Annotated in this window: 17 protein-coding genes; 8 read left to right on the plus strand and 9 right to left on the minus strand. The window is 71.6% G+C overall.

The window, feature by feature from the left end:
- Positions 1–36 precede the first annotated feature (36 nt).
- The 7 genes from ABZ154_RS01465 to ABZ154_RS01495 all read right to left on the minus strand — a co-directional run bounded on the left by ABZ154_RS01465 (position 37) and on the right by ABZ154_RS01495 (position 6,244).
- Positions 37–666: a cysteine dioxygenase gene (locus ABZ154_RS01465; RefSeq protein WP_356827947.1), complete on the minus strand. Its 630-nt coding sequence runs from the start codon at positions 664–666 to the stop codon at positions 37–39.
- Positions 667–739: 73 nt separating this feature from the next.
- Positions 740–826 carry a putative leader peptide gene (locus tag ABZ154_RS01470; protein WP_311307652.1) on the minus strand — a complete coding sequence of 29 codons (87 nt, stop codon included), beginning with the start codon at positions 824–826 and terminating at the stop codon, positions 740–742.
- Positions 827–858: 32 nt separating this feature from the next.
- Positions 859–2,592 carry an FAD-dependent monooxygenase gene (locus tag ABZ154_RS01475; protein WP_356827949.1) on the minus strand — a complete coding sequence of 578 codons (1,734 nt, stop codon included), beginning with the start codon at positions 2,590–2,592 and terminating at the stop codon, positions 859–861.
- 166 nt (positions 2,593–2,758) lie between these two features.
- The gene (locus tag ABZ154_RS01480) at positions 2,759–3,703 is read right to left on the minus strand and encodes an amino acid ABC transporter permease (protein WP_356827951.1); all 945 of its coding nucleotides are present in this window, start codon (positions 3,701–3,703) and stop codon (positions 2,759–2,761) included.
- Entirely contained in the window at positions 3,700–4,347 is a 648-nt protein-coding gene (locus ABZ154_RS01485; RefSeq protein ID WP_128844553.1) for an amino acid ABC transporter permease, read from the minus strand. The genes ABZ154_RS01480 and ABZ154_RS01485 overlap by 4 nt, the downstream gene beginning before the upstream one ends.
- Positions 4,348–4,502: 155 nt before the next feature.
- Positions 4,503–5,426 (minus strand): glutamate ABC transporter substrate-binding protein, encoded by a 924-nt coding sequence (locus tag ABZ154_RS01490; RefSeq protein ID WP_356827953.1) that lies wholly within the window; start codon positions 5,424–5,426, stop codon positions 4,503–4,505.
- A gap of 32 nt (positions 5,427–5,458) precedes the next feature.
- Positions 5,459–6,244 (minus strand): amino acid ABC transporter ATP-binding protein, encoded by a 786-nt coding sequence (locus ABZ154_RS01495; protein ID WP_356827955.1) that lies wholly within the window; start codon positions 6,242–6,244, stop codon positions 5,459–5,461.
- A 408-nt stretch (positions 6,245–6,652) separates the two neighbouring features.
- Between ABZ154_RS01495 and ABZ154_RS01500 the strand changes: the two genes are divergently transcribed.
- Entirely contained in the window at positions 6,653–7,345 is a 693-nt protein-coding gene (locus ABZ154_RS01500) for a response regulator transcription factor (protein WP_109163258.1), read from the plus strand.
- 18 nt (positions 7,346–7,363) lie between these two features.
- A complete protein-coding gene (locus ABZ154_RS01505; RefSeq protein WP_356827957.1) occupies positions 7,364–8,761 on the plus strand; it encodes a HAMP domain-containing sensor histidine kinase in 1,398 nt (465 codons plus the stop codon).
- 76 nt (positions 8,762–8,837) lie between these two features.
- On the opposite strand, the gene ABZ154_RS01510 is transcribed toward ABZ154_RS01505, so the two are convergent.
- The gene (locus ABZ154_RS01510; RefSeq protein WP_356827959.1) at positions 8,838–9,836 is read right to left on the minus strand and encodes a TAXI family TRAP transporter solute-binding subunit; all 999 of its coding nucleotides are present in this window, start codon (positions 9,834–9,836) and stop codon (positions 8,838–8,840) included.
- Positions 9,837–9,925: 89 nt separating this feature from the next.
- Between ABZ154_RS01510 and miaB the strand changes: the two genes are divergently transcribed.
- The gene (gene miaB / locus ABZ154_RS01515) at positions 9,926–11,449 is read left to right on the plus strand and encodes a tRNA (N6-isopentenyl adenosine(37)-C2)-methylthiotransferase MiaB (RefSeq protein ID WP_356827961.1); all 1,524 of its coding nucleotides are present in this window, start codon (positions 9,926–9,928) and stop codon (positions 11,447–11,449) included.
- 58 nt (positions 11,450–11,507) lie between these two features.
- Complete coding sequence (locus ABZ154_RS01520; RefSeq protein ID WP_356827963.1) at positions 11,508–12,221, plus strand: class III extradiol dioxygenase subunit B-like domain-containing protein; 714 nt, start codon at positions 11,508–11,510, stop codon at positions 12,219–12,221.
- A gap of 66 nt (positions 12,222–12,287) precedes the next feature.
- Here ABZ154_RS01520 and ABZ154_RS01525 read toward each other — a convergent pair whose 3' ends face one another.
- Positions 12,288–12,554 (minus strand): antitoxin, encoded by a 267-nt coding sequence (locus ABZ154_RS01525; protein ID WP_356827965.1) that lies wholly within the window; start codon positions 12,552–12,554, stop codon positions 12,288–12,290.
- A gap of 170 nt (positions 12,555–12,724) precedes the next feature.
- Here ABZ154_RS01525 and miaA point away from each other — a divergent pair, with 170 nt between their 5' ends.
- The 4 genes from miaA (at position 12,725) to ABZ154_RS01545 (ending at position 17,539) form a co-directional block, all read left to right on the plus strand.
- On the plus strand, positions 12,725–13,663 hold the full coding sequence (gene miaA / locus ABZ154_RS01530) for a tRNA (adenosine(37)-N6)-dimethylallyltransferase MiaA (RefSeq protein ID WP_356827967.1): 939 nt from the start codon (positions 12,725–12,727) through the stop codon (positions 13,661–13,663).
- Positions 13,664–13,770: 107 nt separating this feature from the next.
- Positions 13,771–14,211, plus strand: coding sequence for a hypothetical protein (locus ABZ154_RS01535; protein WP_356828175.1), 441 nt, complete (start codon positions 13,771–13,773; stop codon positions 14,209–14,211).
- Positions 14,212–14,298: 87 nt separating this feature from the next.
- A complete protein-coding gene (dapF, locus tag ABZ154_RS01540; RefSeq protein ID WP_356827969.1) occupies positions 14,299–15,171 on the plus strand; it encodes a diaminopimelate epimerase in 873 nt (290 codons plus the stop codon).
- A 202-nt stretch (positions 15,172–15,373) separates the two neighbouring features.
- Positions 15,374–17,539, plus strand: coding sequence for an HD domain-containing protein (locus ABZ154_RS01545; RefSeq protein ID WP_356827971.1), 2,166 nt, complete (start codon positions 15,374–15,376; stop codon positions 17,537–17,539).
- Positions 17,540–17,618: the final 79 nt, after the last annotated feature.

The raw sequence follows: 17,618 nt of genomic DNA on the forward strand, positions 1-17,618 counted from the left end.
CCCCCACGCGCTCAGCCCCGCCACGGCCGTCGCCGCTCACTGCCAGTCCTCCGGGCGCTCGGTCTGCTCCAGGCGGAGCAACGCGCCGGTGCGGCTGAACCGGCGGATCCGCGGCAGCGGCGGGTAGTACGCGTGGACGGAGACGGCATGCACGCTGTCGGACGCGTTGAGGACCTCGTGCACGTGGTTCTGCGCGAAAGCCCGGCCCTGACCGGCCGCCAGCTCCTGTGACCGGTCCACCCCTTCGTTCAGCTCCAGGGTCTTCCAGCCGTCGGTGGGCAGCCGTACGGCGAGCGAGTGCTCCTTGAGGGTGCCGGACGCGGTGGTGAAGGCGCCGACCGAGTCGGCGTGGTCGTGCCATCCCGTCCCGGTCCCCGGCGGCCAGCCGATCAGCCAGGCCTCGCTGCCGCCGGGCCCGTCGAGCCGGACCCAGGTGCGCCCCTCCGGATCGAGCGGAAGAGAGGCGATGAGCGCCGTGTCCTCGGCGGCGCGGCGCACGAAGGCGAGCAGCTCGGCGACCGTCGGGCCGGAGGAGACGGCACGGGCGGCCCAGCCGACCCGCGCGGAGACAGCGGGAGCCAAGGCCACGGCGGCGGCAGGAGAGGCGGAACCGGCGGGGAAGGGCACGGAAGCAGCCGTGGGCACGGCAGGAGAGGGGGAAGACACAGGGACCGTCCTGGAAGTTCGCGCGAGGTCCCGGCCGTGCGGAAAGCGGCACGGACCGGCAGGGAAAGGCGATTCAGCAGGACGGGCGACACACGCAGCCCGCGTAACGGAGGAGGTCCATATGAACCCTCCGCCACAGGCGCACATCGGTGTCGGTCATGATCTGGAGTACACCATGTGCGCCCGTGACGGTCAATTGATCCGGGCGGTCCGGTCGGCGTGAACCCGCTCGCGAGGCCCCGGCCCGCGTGCCGCCCCCCGCCCGTCATCGCCGCTCTCCCCGCCTTCGGGCTCAGGCGCCCCGCCCAGCGCCGCCCGCGCCGCGGCCAACAACTCAGCGGGCCGTACGCCGGCGAAGGCGGCCACCAGGTGGCCATCGGGCCGGACCAGCAGAACGGTGTGGGCCGACGCACCCGGATAGCTCTCCGTGACCAGCAGTTCCGCCGCGGACGGCAGCGCCTCCACGGCTTCCACCAGGCGCGGCATGATGCCGGCGGTCAGCCAGTGCCGCCGGTCCCAGACCCCGGTGCCGGGCGCCACCAGGATCACCAGCGGATGCCCCTGCCCGAGCCGCTCGCGCAGCCGTACGGCCGCTCCGTCCGGTGCCGTCACCCGTACATCGGCGACCGGCGCACCGGGGGGCGTACCCACTGTGGTGTGCGCCTCAGCGTGCGGTGGTGCAAGGGGGGAGTGCGAGTACGAAGGGGGCGCACCGAGGGCTCCGCGTCCCAGGTGCCCGTCGGCGAGCAGGGTGTCGTGGCTGCGGACCGCGCCCGGTACGAGCGTCCGCAGCCCCCCGCCGCCCCGCAGTATCGGCAGGGACTGGTCGGCGGCGCGCAGCCGGGCGGCGACCGCGGCCCGGCGCTCGGCCTGGTAGCTGTCGAGCAGCAGGCCGCCGCCGCGGTGGTGCCAGGCGTGGGCGAGCTTCCAGGCCAGGTTCTCGGCGTCCCGGATGCCCTCGTCCAGGCCCTGGGTGCCGAGCGCCCCCAGCAGATGCGCCGCGTCGCCCGCCAGGAAGGCCCGCTGCACCCGCCAGCGCCGGGCGAGGCGGTGGTGGAGGGTGTGGACGCCGGTGTCGAGCAGCTCGTACGGCGGCGTCTCGCCGCACCAGCCGGCCAAGGTGTCCCGGATACGGGTGATCAGGGCGTCCGGGGTGACCAGGTCGCCGCGCGGCGGGAGCAGCCAGTCCAGCCGCCAGACCCCGTCCGGCAGCGGCCGCGCACCGACCTCGGCGCCCCCGCCGCGCCATGGCGGCTGCCGGTGCAGCACGGCCTCGCCCGGCCAGGGCAGTTCGGCCCGGAGCGCGGCGACGGCGTGCCGCTCCACCGCCGTACGGCCGGGGAACCTGATGTCCAGGAGCTTGCGCACGGTCGAACGGGCGCCGTCGCAGCCGACCACATAGCTGCCGCGCCACCAGGCCGAACCGGGCCCCTTGGCGTGCACCGTGACGCCGTCCCGGTCCTGCTCCAGGGTGTCGATGCGGCTCAGCGGCACCAGCTCCACCAGTGGCGCCGCCGCGACCGCCGCGCGCAGGGCGGAGGCCAGCGCGTGCTGCGGGATGTGCAGAGGGGCCGGGAGGAGCGGCGCGCCCTCGTCATCGAAGTCACCGGAGGCACCGAAGTCACCGGCGGCTCCGGAGGCGCCCAACTCCGCAGAGCCTGTACGCAGCGGCACATCACGGACCAGCTGCTTCCGGCGCATCGAGCGCCACCCGCTCCACCGCAGCCCGTCCTTTTCCAGGTCGGCGGCGCCCAGGCGCTCCATCAGATCGGCGGTGTCCTCACGCAGCACGGCCGTGCGGGCGAGACGTACTTCCTCGGTGCCCGGCCCCTCGTCCAGGAGCACGCACGGGACGCCCTGGGCGGCGAGGGCCAGCGACAGCGTCAGACCGACGGGTCCGGCACCGACGACGATCACCGGGTCCACGGCGCGTGTCCTCCGGCCCGTACGGTCATGCGGAACGTGGCAGTGGAAGCCGGGTGCGTGATCACAGAACGTATGCAACCTATTGGGGATGCTTGCGTCAAGTGACCGAGGCAGCGACGCGTGCGCCGCTGCCTCGAATGCTTCCGCCGGGAAAGAGGGCCGACGGTCAGTTCGGCTGCACTCCCGTCCCACCGGCACCGTCAGCTCCGGTGCCCGCGCCCCCTGCGCCCCCCGCGTCCGGGCCGAACGTGCCGGCCGTCGCGTCGATGGTTCCGGGGGCCTGGACGGCCGGTGCCACCGCGATGCCGGTCTTGGCACGGCGGCCGCGCTTCTCGATCCAGGTCGCCAGCGACGAGAGCAGCAGACAGAGCGCGATGTAGATCGTGCCGATGACGGCGATCGTCGAGACGTACGGGTACTGCTCGTTCACCTGAGTGTTGGAGGCGATCAGACGCGCCGTCTGGAGCAGCTCCGGGTACAGGATGATGAAGCCGAGCGAGGTGTCCTTGAGGGTCACCACGAGCTGGCTGATGATCGTCGGCAGCATGGACCGGACGGCCTGCGGCATGAGGACGCCGGCCATGACCTGGGTCTTGCTCATGCCGAGCGCGTACGCGGCCTCGCTCTGGCCCCGGGGGACGGCGTTGATGCCGGCGCGCAGCACCTCGGCCTGGACGCAGCCGTTGTAGACGGACAGGCCCGCTGCCAGCGCCCACATCGAGTAGTCGGTGAGGAAGCCGACCCAGATGGCGTAGATCGTGATCAGCAGCGGCAGCGAGCGGAACAGCTCGATGAAGGTGGTCGCCGCCCAGCGCACCGGTCGGTGGTCGGAGAGGCGGCCCACCGCGAGCAGCACGCCGAGTACGAGCGAGCCGACGGCGGCCAGGCCGAACGCCTTGAGCGTGGCGATGAGGGCGTCGGCGATGTTCTGCCGGATGCCCGCGTAGTTGAAGATGTCCCACATTTCGGGCGCCAGGTGGCCCTTGTCGGCCAGCCGCACCAGGCTCACGGCGAGCAGCGCCGCGATGACGAGGGTGCCGAGGACGGCGTAGACCCGGTTGCGGACGACGGCCTTGGGGCCCGGGGCGTCGTAGAGAACGCTGGCGCTCATCGGGCGACCTCCATGCGACGCTCCAGCAGCCGGAAGAGGCCGCTGATGGTAAACGTGACGACCAGGTAGCCGAGGGCCACCCAGATGAAGACGGGGACGATGTCGTAACCGCGGTCGCTCATCAGCTTCTGCCAGCCGAACAGCTCGGCGACGCTGAAGGCGCCCGCGATCGCGGAGTTCTTGGTGAGCGCGATGAAGATGCTGCTCAGCGGCGGGATGACGATCCTCGTGGCCTGGGGGAAGACCACGATGCGCAACGTCTGGGCGAAGGTCATCCCGATGGAGCGCGCGGCCTCGGCCTGTCCCAGCGGCACGGTGTTGATGCCGGAACGGACCGCCTCGCAGACGAACGAGGAGGTGTAGAAGCCGAGAGCCAGTGAGCCGAGCACGAACGGGCTCATGCCCGGGAAGAGGATCTCCGGGACGACGAAGAAGAAGATCAGGAAGAGCAGCGTCAGCGGGGTGTTGCGCATCAGCGTCACCCAGGCCGTGCCGAAGTACCGCAGCGGCGGCACCGGCGAGACCCGGAAACCGGCGATGATGACACCGAGCACCAAGGCGATAACCGAGCTGATGGCGGTGATCGACACGGTTCCTATGAAGCCGTCGCGGAACTCTGGGAAATTGTCGAGCAGTACGTTCATGAGGTCTCCGCGTCGGCGGTCAGCGGCATCAGGGCAGGGGAAGGGGCGCCCCCTACGCCCGCCGAACCCTGGGGAGCGGCGGGCGTACGGGACGCCTGAGTCACACGCGGGGCGTCAGTGACGGGAGGTCAGCCGTGGGACGGCGGACGGTGTCGTCAGTAGCGCTCGAGCGCCGGCGGCTCGGTGTAGTCCGAACCGGACAGGCCCAGCGTCGCCTCGTAGATCTTCTTGTACGTGCCGTCCTTGATGTGGTCGTCCAGCGACTTGGTGATCGCCTCGCGCAGCACCTTGTCGTCCTTGTTCAGGCCGACGCCGTACGGCTCGTCGGTGAACGGCTTGCCGACGACCTGGAGCTTGCCGGAGTTGGCGGCCGCGTAACCCTTGAGGATCGAGTCGTCCGTGGTGACGGCGTCGACCTGCTTGGTCAGCAGCTGCTGCACGCAGTCGGAGTACTTGGCCAGCTCGACGACGCTCGCGCCGTACTCCGGCTTCTTGATCTCCTGGAGCGGCGTGGAACCGACGATCGAGCAGACCTTCTTGCCCTTCACCGACTCCTTGCCCTTGATCGAGTCGTCGCCCTTGCGGACCAGGAGGTCGGCGCCCGCCTTGTAGTACGGACCGGCGAAGCCGACCTGCTTTTTGCGCTCGTCGTTGATCGTGTACGTACCGACGAAGTAGTCGACCTGGCCCTTGGAGATCGCCGTCTCGCGGATGCCGGAGTCGACGGTCTTCCACTCGATCTGCTTCTCCGAGAAGCCGAGGTCCGCCGCGATCATCTTGGCGATCTCGATGTCGAAGCCGGAACGCTCCTTGGTCGACTGGTCCTCGAAGCCGAGGAACGGCTGGTCGGCCTTGGCGCCGATGATCAGCTTGCCGCGCTCCTTCGCCTTCTTGAAGACCGGGGAGTCCAGGGAGACGTCCGTGGCGACGGTGTACTTGGGCAGCTCGGGGGCCTCGGAGGAACCGGGCTTGGTGCCGCCCGGTTTGTCACCGGCGGAACCCTCCTTGCCACCACACGCGGTGGCGGTCAGGGCGAGGACGGCGATGGCCGCGACGGCGGCCGACTTGCGGAGCTTCATGGGAGATTTCCTTATGCCGTAGGTCGTTGTCGTCAGTGGTGAAGGATCTTCGACAGGAAGTCCTTGGCCCGGTCGCTGCGCGGATTGCTGAAGAACTGCTCGGGCGTGGCCTCTTCGACGATCTTCCCGTCCGCCATGAACACCACGCGGTTGGCGGCCGAGCGGGCAAAGCCCATCTCATGGGTGACGACGATCATCGTCATCCCGTCCCGGGCCAGCTGCTGCATGACTTCGAGGACCTCGTTGATCATCTCCGGGTCGAGAGCCGAGGTGGGCTCGTCGAAGAGCATGACCTTCGGGTCCATCGCCAACGCCCGCGCGATCGCGACGCGTTGCTGCTGGCCTCCGGAGAGCTGTGCTGGATACTTGTCGGCCTGCACGCCGACGCCGACCCGGTCGAGCAGGGTCCGGGCCTTCTCCTCCGCTGCCTTCTTGTCGGTCTTGCGGACCTTGGTCTGGCCCAGCATGACGTTCTCCAGCACCGTCTTGTGCGCGAAGAGGTTGAACGACTGGAAGACCATGCCCACGTCGGCGCGCAGCCGCGCCAGCTCCTTGCCCTCCTGGGGCAGGGGCTTGCCGTCGATCGAGATCGCACCCGAATCGATCGTCTCCAAGCGGTTGATCGTGCGGCACAGCGTGGACTTCCCGGACCCGGAGGGCCCGATGACGACCACGACCTCGCCACGGGCGATGGTCAGGTCGATGTCCTGGAGCACATGCAGCGCGCCGAAGTGCTTGTTGACGTCGCTCAGTACGACAAGGTCGTCGCCCGCGGGCGCGGCATCCTCGGCGGCCTTGGTCACTGAAACTCCGCTCATCGGCTTCTTGCTCCGTCCTCCTCGGGTGCCAAGGACACTAATGACGCGGTGCGACCAGCGTCATTACATCTGAGCGGAAATTGAGCATAACGATCCGGCGGCAACCGGACACTCCGCGTGAAGGGGACGCCACGCGCAGCGCCGGGGCGTACCGGGTGCATAACGGAAACCCTGCTGTAACCGGCAGCCCCTTGACTGGTGTGCCCGTCATCGGAGTGGATGCCCTGTGCGGCAAAAGAACGCGAAGCACCGCTGAACGGAAAGTTTTCGCCAGGGATCTTCCGGGTGAAGGGCGCGAAGCTCGAGGTGCCGCCCGGTGACGCCGTGCGACGGTGGCGTGAGATCGAGACCGGTTACGTGCACGAGTCCGGGAGAGCCCGAAGGCCCGGGGAGACGGAGAGGAGGGCCATGAGACTGCTGCTCGTCGAGGACGACGACCATGTCGCCGCGGCCCTGTCCGCCGTGCTCGCCCGGCACGGGTTCCAGGTCGTGCACGCCCGCAACGGCGAGGAGGCCCTGCGGGCCCTGCTGCCCGCCGAGAAGGAGCCCTTCGGGGTCATCCTGCTCGACCTCGGCCTGCCCGACCAGGACGGCTACGAGGTGTGCGGCAAGATCCGCAAGCGCACGGCCACCCCGGTGATCATGGTGACCGCCCGCGCCGATGTGCGCTCACGCATCCACGGACTCAACCTCGGCGCCGACGACTACGTCACCAAGCCCTACGACACCGGCGAACTGCTCGCCCGTATCCACGCGGTCGCCCGGCGCACCACCAGCGGCGAGGACACCGCCCCGACGCCGGTCGCCGCCCTGCGCCTGGGGTCCGTCGCGATAGAGCTGCCCACCCGCCGCGTCAGCGTCGACGGCGCGGAAGTACAGCTCACTCGCAAGGAGTTCGACCTCCTGGCTCTCCTCGCGCAGCGGCCCGGCGTGGTCTTCCGCCGTGAGCAGATCATCAGCGAGGTCTGGCGCACCAGCTGGGAGGGGACCGGGCGCACCCTGGAGGTGCACGTGGCCTCGCTGCGCTCCAAGCTGCGGCTGCCCGCCCTCATCGAGACCGTGCGGGGCGTCGGCTACCGGCTCGTCGCGCCGTCCGCTTAACGGGCCGGTACGTCCCCGGTGCGCACCCGTCTCCTTCCGCTGCTCATCACCCTCATGGCGGCTGTCCTGCTCACCCTCGGCTTCCCGCTCGCGGTGAGCGTGGCCGCCGCCGAGCAGCAGCGCCTGGTCATCGACCGGATCGACGACACCGCCCGCTTCGCCGCCCTCGCCCAGCCCGTCACCGACACCGTCCCGGCCTACGACGAGCGCCGTCTGACGCTCGCCACCGACCTGGAGGTCTACGCCTCGGTGTACGGGATCCGGGCCGGCGTCTTCTACCGCAACGACCTGGCCCTGGCGAAGGCTCCGGACACCTGGATGCTGCCCGCCGAGGGGGAGGGACGCACGGCCTTCAACGAGGCGCTGCTCGGCCGCCGTTCGCACGACCCCCCACAGGTCTGGCCCTGGCAGGACGGCCGCGTCGTCGTCGCCTCCCCCGTGGTGCGCGACGGTGACGTCGTCGCCGTGGTCGTCATCGACTCGCCCACCGACGAGATGCGCTCCCGGATCCTGCGGACCTGGCTGCTGATCGCGGTCGGCGAGGCCCTGGCCATGCTGGTCGCGGTCGGCGCCGCCGTCCGGCTCACCGGCTGGGTGCTGCTGCCGGTACGGATCCTGGACGCGGCCACCCACGACATCGCCGTCGGCCGGATGCGTTCACGGGTCGCGGCCGCCGGAGGGCCCCCGGAGCTGCGGCGGCTGGCCCGGTCCTTCAACGAGATGGCCGACAACGTCGAGGACGTACTGGAACAGCAGCGCGCCTTCGTCGCCGACGCCTCGCACCAGCTGCGCAACCCGCTCGCCGCGCTTCTGCTGCGCATCGAGCTCCTCTCCCTGGAACTGCCCGAGGGCAACGAGGAGATCGCCGCCGTACGCACCGAGGGGAAGCGGCTGGCCCGGGTCCTGGACGACCTGCTCGACCTGGCACTGGCCGAACACACCGAGGCCGACCTCCAGCTGACCGACATCGTCCCGCTCACCGCCGAGCGCGTCGCCTCCTGGCGCCCGGTGGCGGACGAGAAGGGCGTACGCCTCATCCAGGACGGGGCCCCGGCCGCCACCGCCTGGGCCGACCCCGTGGCCCTCTCCAGCGCGCTGGACGCGGTGATCGACAACGCCCTGAAGTTCACCCCGGCCGGAGAGGACGTACGGGTCACGGTGACGCCGGGGACCACCGCGACGGCCGTCGTGGTCGCCGACCGGGGGCCCGGCCTCACCGATCAGGAGCTGGAGCGCGTCGGTGACCGCTTCTGGCGCAGCACCCGCCACCAGAACGTGAGCGGGTCGGGGCTCGGTCTCTCCATCTCCCGCGTGCTGCTGGCGGCGGGCGGGGGCTCGATCACGTACGAGCGCCACGAGCCGCACGGCCTGCGGGTCACCGTCTCCGTGCCGCGCGAGCTGCCGCTCACCCCCTGAGGCCCGTGCCTGCTGCGGCCCTCAGGGGCTGCGCCTGCCGGAGACCCTGAGGGCTGCGGCTACCGGCGAATCCGGCTCAGGGCTTGACCGAGCGGTAGTAGCGTTTGGCGCCCTCGTGGACCGCCAGCGGGTCCGTGTAGATCGCCGTCCGCAGGTCCACCAGCTGCGCGGCGTGCACCTCGCGGCCGATCCGGTCCCGGCTGTTGATCACGGTACGGGTGAACGCCTCGGTCATGGCCGGATCCGTACGGTCGGTGGTGATGAGCAGATTGGCGACGGCGACCGTGGGGACCGATGTGCCGCGCTGGGCGAAGCGGTACGCGTCGGCGGGGATCGTGGCCGACCGGTAGTAGCGGGCGGAGCCGCCGTTCGACTGCAACTCCTTGATCAGGTCCTCGTCCAGCGGGACCAGCTTGATCGCGAACCGCTGCGACAGCTCCTGCACGGCCCCCGTCGGGAGCCCGCCGGACCAGAAGAAGGCGTCGAGGTGCCCGGAGACGAGCCGGTCCGGCATGGTGTCGATCCCCGCCGGCACAGCGGTCACGTCCTGCGTCGGATGGACCCCCGCCGCGTTCAGCAGCCGGTCCGCGACCAGCCGGACGCCGGAGCCCTCCTGGCCGACGCCGACCCGCTTGCCCCGCAGGTCGGCCACGCTCCCGATGTCGGAGTCGCGCGGGACGACCAGCTGGACGTAGTCGTCGTAGAGCCGCACACAGCCCCGCAGCAGGTGGGCGCCGGGCCTGCCGTCGCGCACATAGGTGGCCACGGCGTCGGTGGTGGCGATGGTGAAGTCCGCCTCTCCCGTCGCCACCCGCGCGAGGTTCTGCTGGGACCCCTCGCTGGTGAGGAGCTTTATCGATACCTCGGGCATGTCCTTGGCAAGGGCGCCTTCCAGCCGTTCCCCGTACCGCTGGTAGACGCCGCTCGGCACCCCGGTGGAGAAGGTCAGCGACCCGCTCGGAGCCCGTTCGCCCAAGGGGAGGAGCCACCACGCGAGCAGCCCGAGCACGACCGCGAGCACGGCGCCCGCCTGAAGGGTGCGGTGCCGGCCGAATCGGGACGGAGCGTGGAGCATGCGCGCGATCCTGCCAGCTCACCGCCCCACTGACCAGGCCCGGCCGGGCGCGGACGGAGGCGCACCCGGCCACCGCCTACCCTGGTCACATGAGCAGCGGCAACCGGAGCGAAGAAGCAGTGGACGTCCAGAAGAGCTACGAGGTGCGCACCTACGGGTGCCAGATGAACGTCCACGACTCCGAACGGCTGTCGGGTCTCCTGGAGGACGCCGGTTACGTACGGGCCCCCGAGGGCGCCGACGGCGACGCCGACGTCGTCGTCTTCAACACCTGCGCGGTGCGCGAGAACGCCGACAACAAGCTCTACGGCAACCTCGGCCGGCTCGCCCCGATGAAGACCAAACGCCCCGGGATGCAGATCGCCGTCGGCGGCTGCCTCGCCCAGAAGGACCGCGACACCATCGTCAAGCGGGCCCCCTGGGTGGACGTCGTCTTCGGTACGCACAACATCGGCAAGCTGCCCGTGCTGCTGGAGCGCGCCCGTATCCAGGAGGAGGCGCAGATCGAGATCGCCGAATCCCTGGAGGCCTTCCCCTCCACGCTCCCCACCCGCCGCGAGTCCGCCTACGCCGCGTGGGTCTCCATCTCCGTCGGCTGCAACAACACCTGCACCTTCTGCATCGTCCCGGCGCTGCGCGGCAAGGAGAAGGACCGCCGCACCGGCGACATCCTGGCCGAGATCGAGGCCCTGGTGGCCGAGGGCGTGTCCGAGATCACCCTGCTCGGCCAGAACGTCAACGCGTACGGCTCCGACATCGGGGACCGCGAGGCCTTCTCCAAGCTGCTGCGCGCCTGCGGGAAGATCGGGGGGCTGGAGCGCGTCCGCTTCACCTCCCCGCACCCCCGCGACTTCACCGACGACGTCATCGCCGCCATGGCCGAGACGCCCAACGTGATGCCACAGCTCCACATGCCGATGCAGTCCGGCTCGGACCGCATCCTCAAGGCGATGCGTCGCTCCTACCGTCAGGAGCGCTTCCTCGGCATCATCGAGAAGGTGCGCGCCGCGATGCCGGAAGCCGCCATCTCCACCGACATCATCGTGGGCTTCCCCGGCGAGACCGAGGAGGACTTCGAGCAGACCATGCACGCGGTCCGCGAGGCCCGTTTCGCCAACGCGTTCACCTTCCAGTACTCCAAGCGCCCCGGGACCCCGGCCGCCGACATGGACGGCCAGATCCCCAAGGAGGTCGTGCAGGAGCGGTACATGCGCCTGTCCGCCCTCCAGGAACAGATCTCCTGGGACGAGAACAAGAAGCAGGTCGGCCGCACCCTGGAGGTCATGGTCGCCGAGGGCGAGGGCCGCAAGGACGGCGCCACCCACCGCCTCTCCGGTCGCGCCCCCGACAACCGCCTCGTGCACTTCACCAAGCCCGCCCAGGACGTGCGCCCCGGTGACGTGGTGACCGTGGAGATCACCTACGCCGCCCCGCACCACCTGCTCGCCGAGGGCACCCCGCTCGCCGTGAAGGGCACCCGCGCGGGCGACGCGTGGGAGAAGCGCACCACGGCGGCGACTGCCCAGCCGGCCGGAGTGATGCTCGGCCTCCCCACCGTCGGCGCCCCGGCCCCGCTCCCGGCCGCCGCCGCCCCGGCCTGCGGCATCGGCTGATCCGTACGAGGGGCGACGGGGCGCGGTGCGCCGCGCCCCGGCAAGTACGCTGACCGGCATGCTTGCCGCCGCCGCCGTGTGCCCCTGCCCGCCGCTCCTGGTGCCCGAGATCGCCGCCGGGGCCGCACCCGAACTCGATCCCGCCCGGGCCGCGTGCCTGGACGCCGTGGGGGTGCTCGCGGCCTCCCGCCCCGACCTGCTCGTGGTCGTGGGACCGGGAGACGGCCGGTCCTCGGGGGCGTACCCGGCGGGCGGGCACGGCTCCTTCCGGGGCTTCGGCGTCGGCCTCGACGTCACCCTGGGCGAGCCGGACCCGGCCGCGCAGGGACCGGCGCTCGCGGACTCCCTCGCCGTCGGCGCATGGCTGCTGAGCCGGGCCCGCTGGGCGGGTGCACCGGTCGAGGGGCTCGCGGTGGACGGGCGCACCCCCGCCGCGGAGTGCGCCCGGACCGGTCAGGAGCTGGCCGCCCGTGCCGACCGCGTCGCGCTCCTCGTGATGGGCGACGGCAGCGCCTGCCGCACGCTCAAGGCGCCCGGCTATCTCGACGAGCGGGCCGAGGCCTTCGACGCCCGGGCGACCGCGGCGCTGGGCTCGGCGGACCTCGCCGCACTCGACGCGCTGGACGAGACACTCGCGTACGAGCTCAAGGCGGCCGGCCGGGCCCCCTGGCAGCTGCTCAGCGGCGCCGCACGGGGAGCGGGCCTCGCCGGACGGCTGCTGTACGAGGACGCGCCCTACGGGGTGGGCTACACCGTCGCCGCCTGGTCCTGACCCGCACAGCCCGACGGCGGCACCGGAGAGAACCGGTACCGCCGTCGAGGGTCTGCCGCTGTCGCGTCAGGAAGCGGGCGGCGGAGGGGGCGGCGTGGTGCCGGACGCGCCAGACGTGCCCCCGTCCCTCTGGCCCAGCTTGTCCACGGCCTCCTTGGCCTTGCGCGCACCCGTGTCGATCTTGTCGCTGTACTTGCCCTTGGTCTTCTGGTCGACTGTGCGCGCGGCCTTGTCGAGGCCCTGCTCGATCTTGCCCCCGTGCTGCTGCGCGAGGTCGCCGACCTTTTCCTTGGCCGGTCCCAGCTTGGCCTTCAGGTTGTCCAGGAACCCCATTGGGTCACCTTCCGTGCAGTGAGGACGGTCTGCGGGAGCGTTCTCCCGCCCCCATTGTCGGTCACCTGTCCCTCCTTGCCGGTTTTACGCGCCCTTCAGCGTTCTCCTGGCGTTCTTCCCGGCCCCGGGCGGTGTGCGTGGAGGCGCCGGGGATTTGGGAGACTGTCCCGGTGAACCGTCCCGCTTCAGCCCCCCGTGTCATCACCGTCGTCGGCCCCACCGCGGCCGGAAAATCCGATCTGGGGGTCTTCCTCGCCCGGGAGCTCGGCGGAGAGGTGGTCAACGCCGACTCCATGCAGCTCTACCGCGGCATGGACATCGGTACGGCCAAGATGACGCCCACCGAGCGCGCGGGCGTCCCGCACCACCTGCTGGACATCTGGGACGTCACCGAGGCCGCCAGCGTCGCCGAGTACCAGCGCCTGGCCCGGCTGGAGATCGACCGGCTGCTCGCCGAAGGCCGTACGCCGATCCTCGTGGGCGGCTCCGGACTGTACGTGAAGGGCGCCATCGACGCCCTGGAGTTCCCCGGTACGGACCCCGAGGTGCGCGCCCGGCTCGAAGCGGAGCTGGCCGAGCGCGGCTCCGGCTTCCTGCACCAGCGGCTCGCCGCCGCGGACCCCGACGCCGCCCGGTCCATCCTCGCGAGCAACGGCCGCCGTATCGTCCGCGCCCTCGAAGTCATCGACATCACCGGCAAGCCCTTCACCGCCAACCTCCCCGGCGACGAGCCGGTCTACGAGGCCGTGCAGATCGGCGTCGACGTGGAGCGCCCCGAGCTGGACGAGCGCATCGCCCTGCGCGTCGACCGGATGTGGGAAGCCGGCCTCGTGGACGAGGTGCGCGCCCTGGAGGCGTCCGGACTCCGCGAGGGACTCACCGCCTCCCGGGCCCTGGGCTACCAGCAGGTCCTCGCGGCGCTCGCGGGGGAGTGCACCGAGGAGGAGGCGCGGGTTGCGACCGTACGCGCCACCAAGCGCTTCGCGCGTCGGCAGGACTCCTGGTTCCGCCGCGACCCGCGCGTCCACTGGCTCGGTGGCGGACACCGTGACCGGGCAGAACTCCCGCACCGGACGCTGACGTTGATCGAACGAGCGGTCACAGCCTGATCACGTGATGGCATCGGGACGCTCCGGCCGTCAATTCGGCCCCCGCGACCGTGCCATCATCGAGCATCGATCCACCAGCGGAGTCCGATTAGGGAGGGCGCGTGGCGATGGAGGCCGGCCCTCGCGACACGGAGCAGCACGACGTACCGCCACCGCGGGAGATCGCGGGGCGGCTGAGTCCCGACGGGCCCGACGAGCAGGACGTGGCACCCGAGGTCGAGGTCGAGCTGCGCCCCACCCGCAAACTGCGGATCTGGCAGCTCGCGCCCATCGTCGTGCTGGCCGCCGTCGGCTCCCTGATGTTCGCCTTCCCGCTCGCCTTCGAGTTCGGTGACGGTGGCGCCGTGGTCGCCATGCTGGGGCTCCTGATCAGCTGCTGCGCGGCCGGTTGGGGCATGATGGCGGCCCGCCGCGTCGGCCACACCTGGCCCGGCCTGCCCGCCAGGGGCTCGGGGGACCGACTCGACTGGCGCGTGATCGCGCTGTACGTCGCCACCGGCGCCGGACTGGTCGCCCTCGCCGTGTGGCGCGTGGCCCGTCTGCGCTGACGTCCACCGCCTGCTCCGACGCCACCCGGGGGGACGCCCGCGGGTCCGGCCTCGCGGAGTGTCGGTGGTGGCTCGTACAGTTGCCCTGTGAGCACTTCGCAGATCACCTTCCTCAAGGGTCACGGCACCGAGAACGACTTCGTGATCGTCCCCGACCCGGACAACGCCCTCGCGCTGCCCGCATCCGTCGTCGCCCGGATCTGCGACCGCCGGGCCGGAATCGGCGGGGACGGCCTGCTGCACGTCGTCCGCTCCGCGGCCCACCCAGAGGCCCAGGGCATGGCCGCCGAGGCCGAGTGGTTCATGGACTACCGCAACGCGGACGGCTCGATCGCCGAGATGTGCGGCAACGGAGTGCGCGTCTTCGCCCACTACCTCGAACGCGAAGGCCTCGTCGAGCAGGGCGGGCTCGCCGTCGCCACCCGGGGCGGCATCAAGCAGGTCCACCTCGCCAAGGACGGCGACATCACCGTCTCCATGGGGCGCGCGCTGCTGCCTCAGGCGAGCGCCACGGTCGCCGTCGGTAGGCGCAGCTGGCCCTCCCGCAACGTCAACATGGGCAACCCGCACGCAGTCGCCTTCGTCGACGACCTCGCTCACGCCGGTGACCTGCTCTCCCCCCCTCCGGTCAGTCCCGCCGCGGTCTACCCCGACGGGGTCAACGTCGAGTTCGTCGTCGACCGGGGCCCGCGCCACGTCGCCATGCGCGTCCACGAGCGCGGCTCCGGCGAGACCCGCTCCTGCGGCACCGGTGCCTGTGCGGTGGCCGTCGCCACCGCCCGCCGGGACGGCACGGACCCGGCGGTGACCGGCCTCCCCGCGACGTACCGGGTGGACCTCCCCGGAGGCACCCTGACCATCACCGAGCACCCGGACGGTTCGGTCGACATGACCGGCGCCGCCGTGATCGTCGCCGAGGGCACCATCGACCCGGCCTGGCTGGAAACGGTCACGGTCTGACCGGTAAGCGCTGCACGGCCGGCCGGTCGGCGGCTCCCGGCTCGAAACGGTGATCGGTCCGAGCTTCGCTCGAATGGGTGATCCGTTTCACGCTGGGCGAGAGCCGGACTGCGCCACGTGGTGGGGTCGGTAGCATCAAGCACCGGCCCGGAGAAGCGTCCGCCTCTCCCCACCGCCGGTCGACGTCGCCGGAGGTGCCCCCATGAGTGCAGAGGCCGCCGATCCCGCCGCTGCGCCGCGCAGGCGGAGCCGGCCCAGGATCGATCTGCGCAGGCTGGGCCGGGTGGCGCTGCTCGGCCCCGTCTCCCGCGACCGGCTGCCCGACGCCATCGGCCATGTCGCCGACGCGCACCGGGCCCACCACCCCGACGCCGACCTGGGCATCCTCCACCGCGCCTACGTCCTCGCGGAGTCCTCGCACCGGGGCCAGATGCGCAAGAGCGGCGAGCCGTACATCACGCACCCGCTGGCCGTCACCCTGATCCTCGCCGAGCTCGGCGCCGAGACCACCACCCTGACCGCGTCCCTGCTCCACGACACCGTCGAGGACACCGAGGTGACCCTCGAACAGGTACGGGAGCAGTTCGGCGAGGAGGTCTGCTATCTCGTCGACGGCGTCACCAAACTCGAGAAGGTCGACTACGGCGCCGCCGCCGAGCCCGAGACCTTCCGTAAGATGCTCGTCGCCACCGGCAACGACGTCCGGGTCATGTCGATCAAGCTCGCGGACCGGCTGCACAACATGCGCACCCTGACCGTGATGCGCCCCGACAAGCAGGCCCGGATCGCCAAGGTCACCCAGGACGTCCTCATCCCGCTGGCCGAACGGCTCGGCGTCCAGGCGCTCAAGATCGAGCTCGAAGACCTGGTCTTCGCGATCCTGAACCCCAAGGGGTACGAGGAGACCCGCGCCCTCATCGCCGCGGTGACGGGCGAGAGCGACCCCCTGGCCCCCATCGCCGACAGCGTCCGGGCCACCCTGCGGGAAGCAGGCATCAGCGCCGAAGTCCTGATCAGGCCGCGCCACTTCGTCTCCGTGCACCGGGTCCGCAGGAAACGCGGCGAGCTGCGTCCCACCGACTTCGGCCGGCTGCTCGTGATGGTCGGCGAGGACGCCGACTGCTACGCGGTCCTCGGAGAGCTGCACACCTGCTTCACTCCCGTGATCTCCGAGTTCAAGGACTTCATCGCCGCCCCCAAGTTCAACCTCTACCAGTCGCTGCACACCGCCGTCGTCGGCCCCGAGGGAGCCGTCGCCGAAGTCCTCATCCGCACGCACCGGATGCACAAGGTCGCCGAGGCGGGCGTCGTCGCCCTGGGCAACCCGTACGCCCACGACGCCACCGCCGCCCAGCAGGCCGAACCGTCCGACGAACGCGCCGACCCGACCCGGCCCGGCTGGCTCTCCCGGCTGCTGGACTGGCAGGAGTCCGCCACCGACCCGGACACCTTCTGGACCACCCTGCGCGCCGACCTCGCCCAGGACCGCGAGATCACCGTGTTCCGCACCGACGGCCAGACCCTCGGCCTGCCCGCCGGCGCCAGCTGCGTCGACGCCGCCTACGCCCAGCACGGGGAGCGGGCGCACACCTGCATCGGAGCCCGGGTCAACGGCCGCCTCGCCACCCTCTCCACCGTCCTCAGCGACGGCGACACCGTGCAGCTGCTGCTCGCCCAGGACACCGCGTCCGGCCCGTCGCCGGAGTGGCTCGACCACGCCCGCACCCCCGCCGCCCGCATCGCGATCACCGGCTGGCTCTCCGCCCACCCCGACGCCCCGGGCCCGGAAGCCGGGGGAGCGGGAGCCGGGAGAGCGGACGGAGCCGACGGCCGTACGGAGTCGGCGGCCGACAGCCCCCAGTCCACCGCGCCCGCCCGCACCCGGTCCGGCGGGCGGGCCGCCAACGTCGTCGTCGACGGCTCGGAGAGCCCCACCCGCCTGGCCGGCTGCTGTACGCCGGTGCCCCCGGACGCGGTGGTCGGCATCGTGGTCCGGGGCGGTGCCGTCACCGTGCACCGCCAGGAGTGTCCCGCCGTGGCCCGGATGCGGGAGATCGGCCGCGCATCCGTCGCGGCCCGCTGGCGCGACGAGGACGGCTGGAGCGACACCGCCGCCTGCCGGGTCACGCTCGTCGCCGAGTCCTTCGGGCGCCCCCGGCTGCTCGCCGACCTCACCGAGGCGATCGCCACGGCCGACGCGGCCATCGTGTCCGCCACCGTGGAACCGCCCAGCGAACAGCGCGTCCGGCACACCTACACCCTCGAGCTCCCCGACGCCGCCGGGCTGCCAGCCCTGATGCGGGCGATGCGCGAGGTCGCCGGGGTCTACGACGTCAGCCGCGCCCAGCACCCGGCCGCCACCGGCTGACCCCCATCCCAGGGAGGCCGCCTCGTTCGGGTGGCGCGGCGCGCGGCACCCCCGGGAAAGCGCCCGGCGCTGATAGCGG

This window comes from Streptomyces sp. NPDC006261 (assembly GCF_040613515.1).
Taxonomy (GTDB): domain Bacteria; phylum Actinomycetota; class Actinomycetes; order Streptomycetales; family Streptomycetaceae; genus Streptomyces.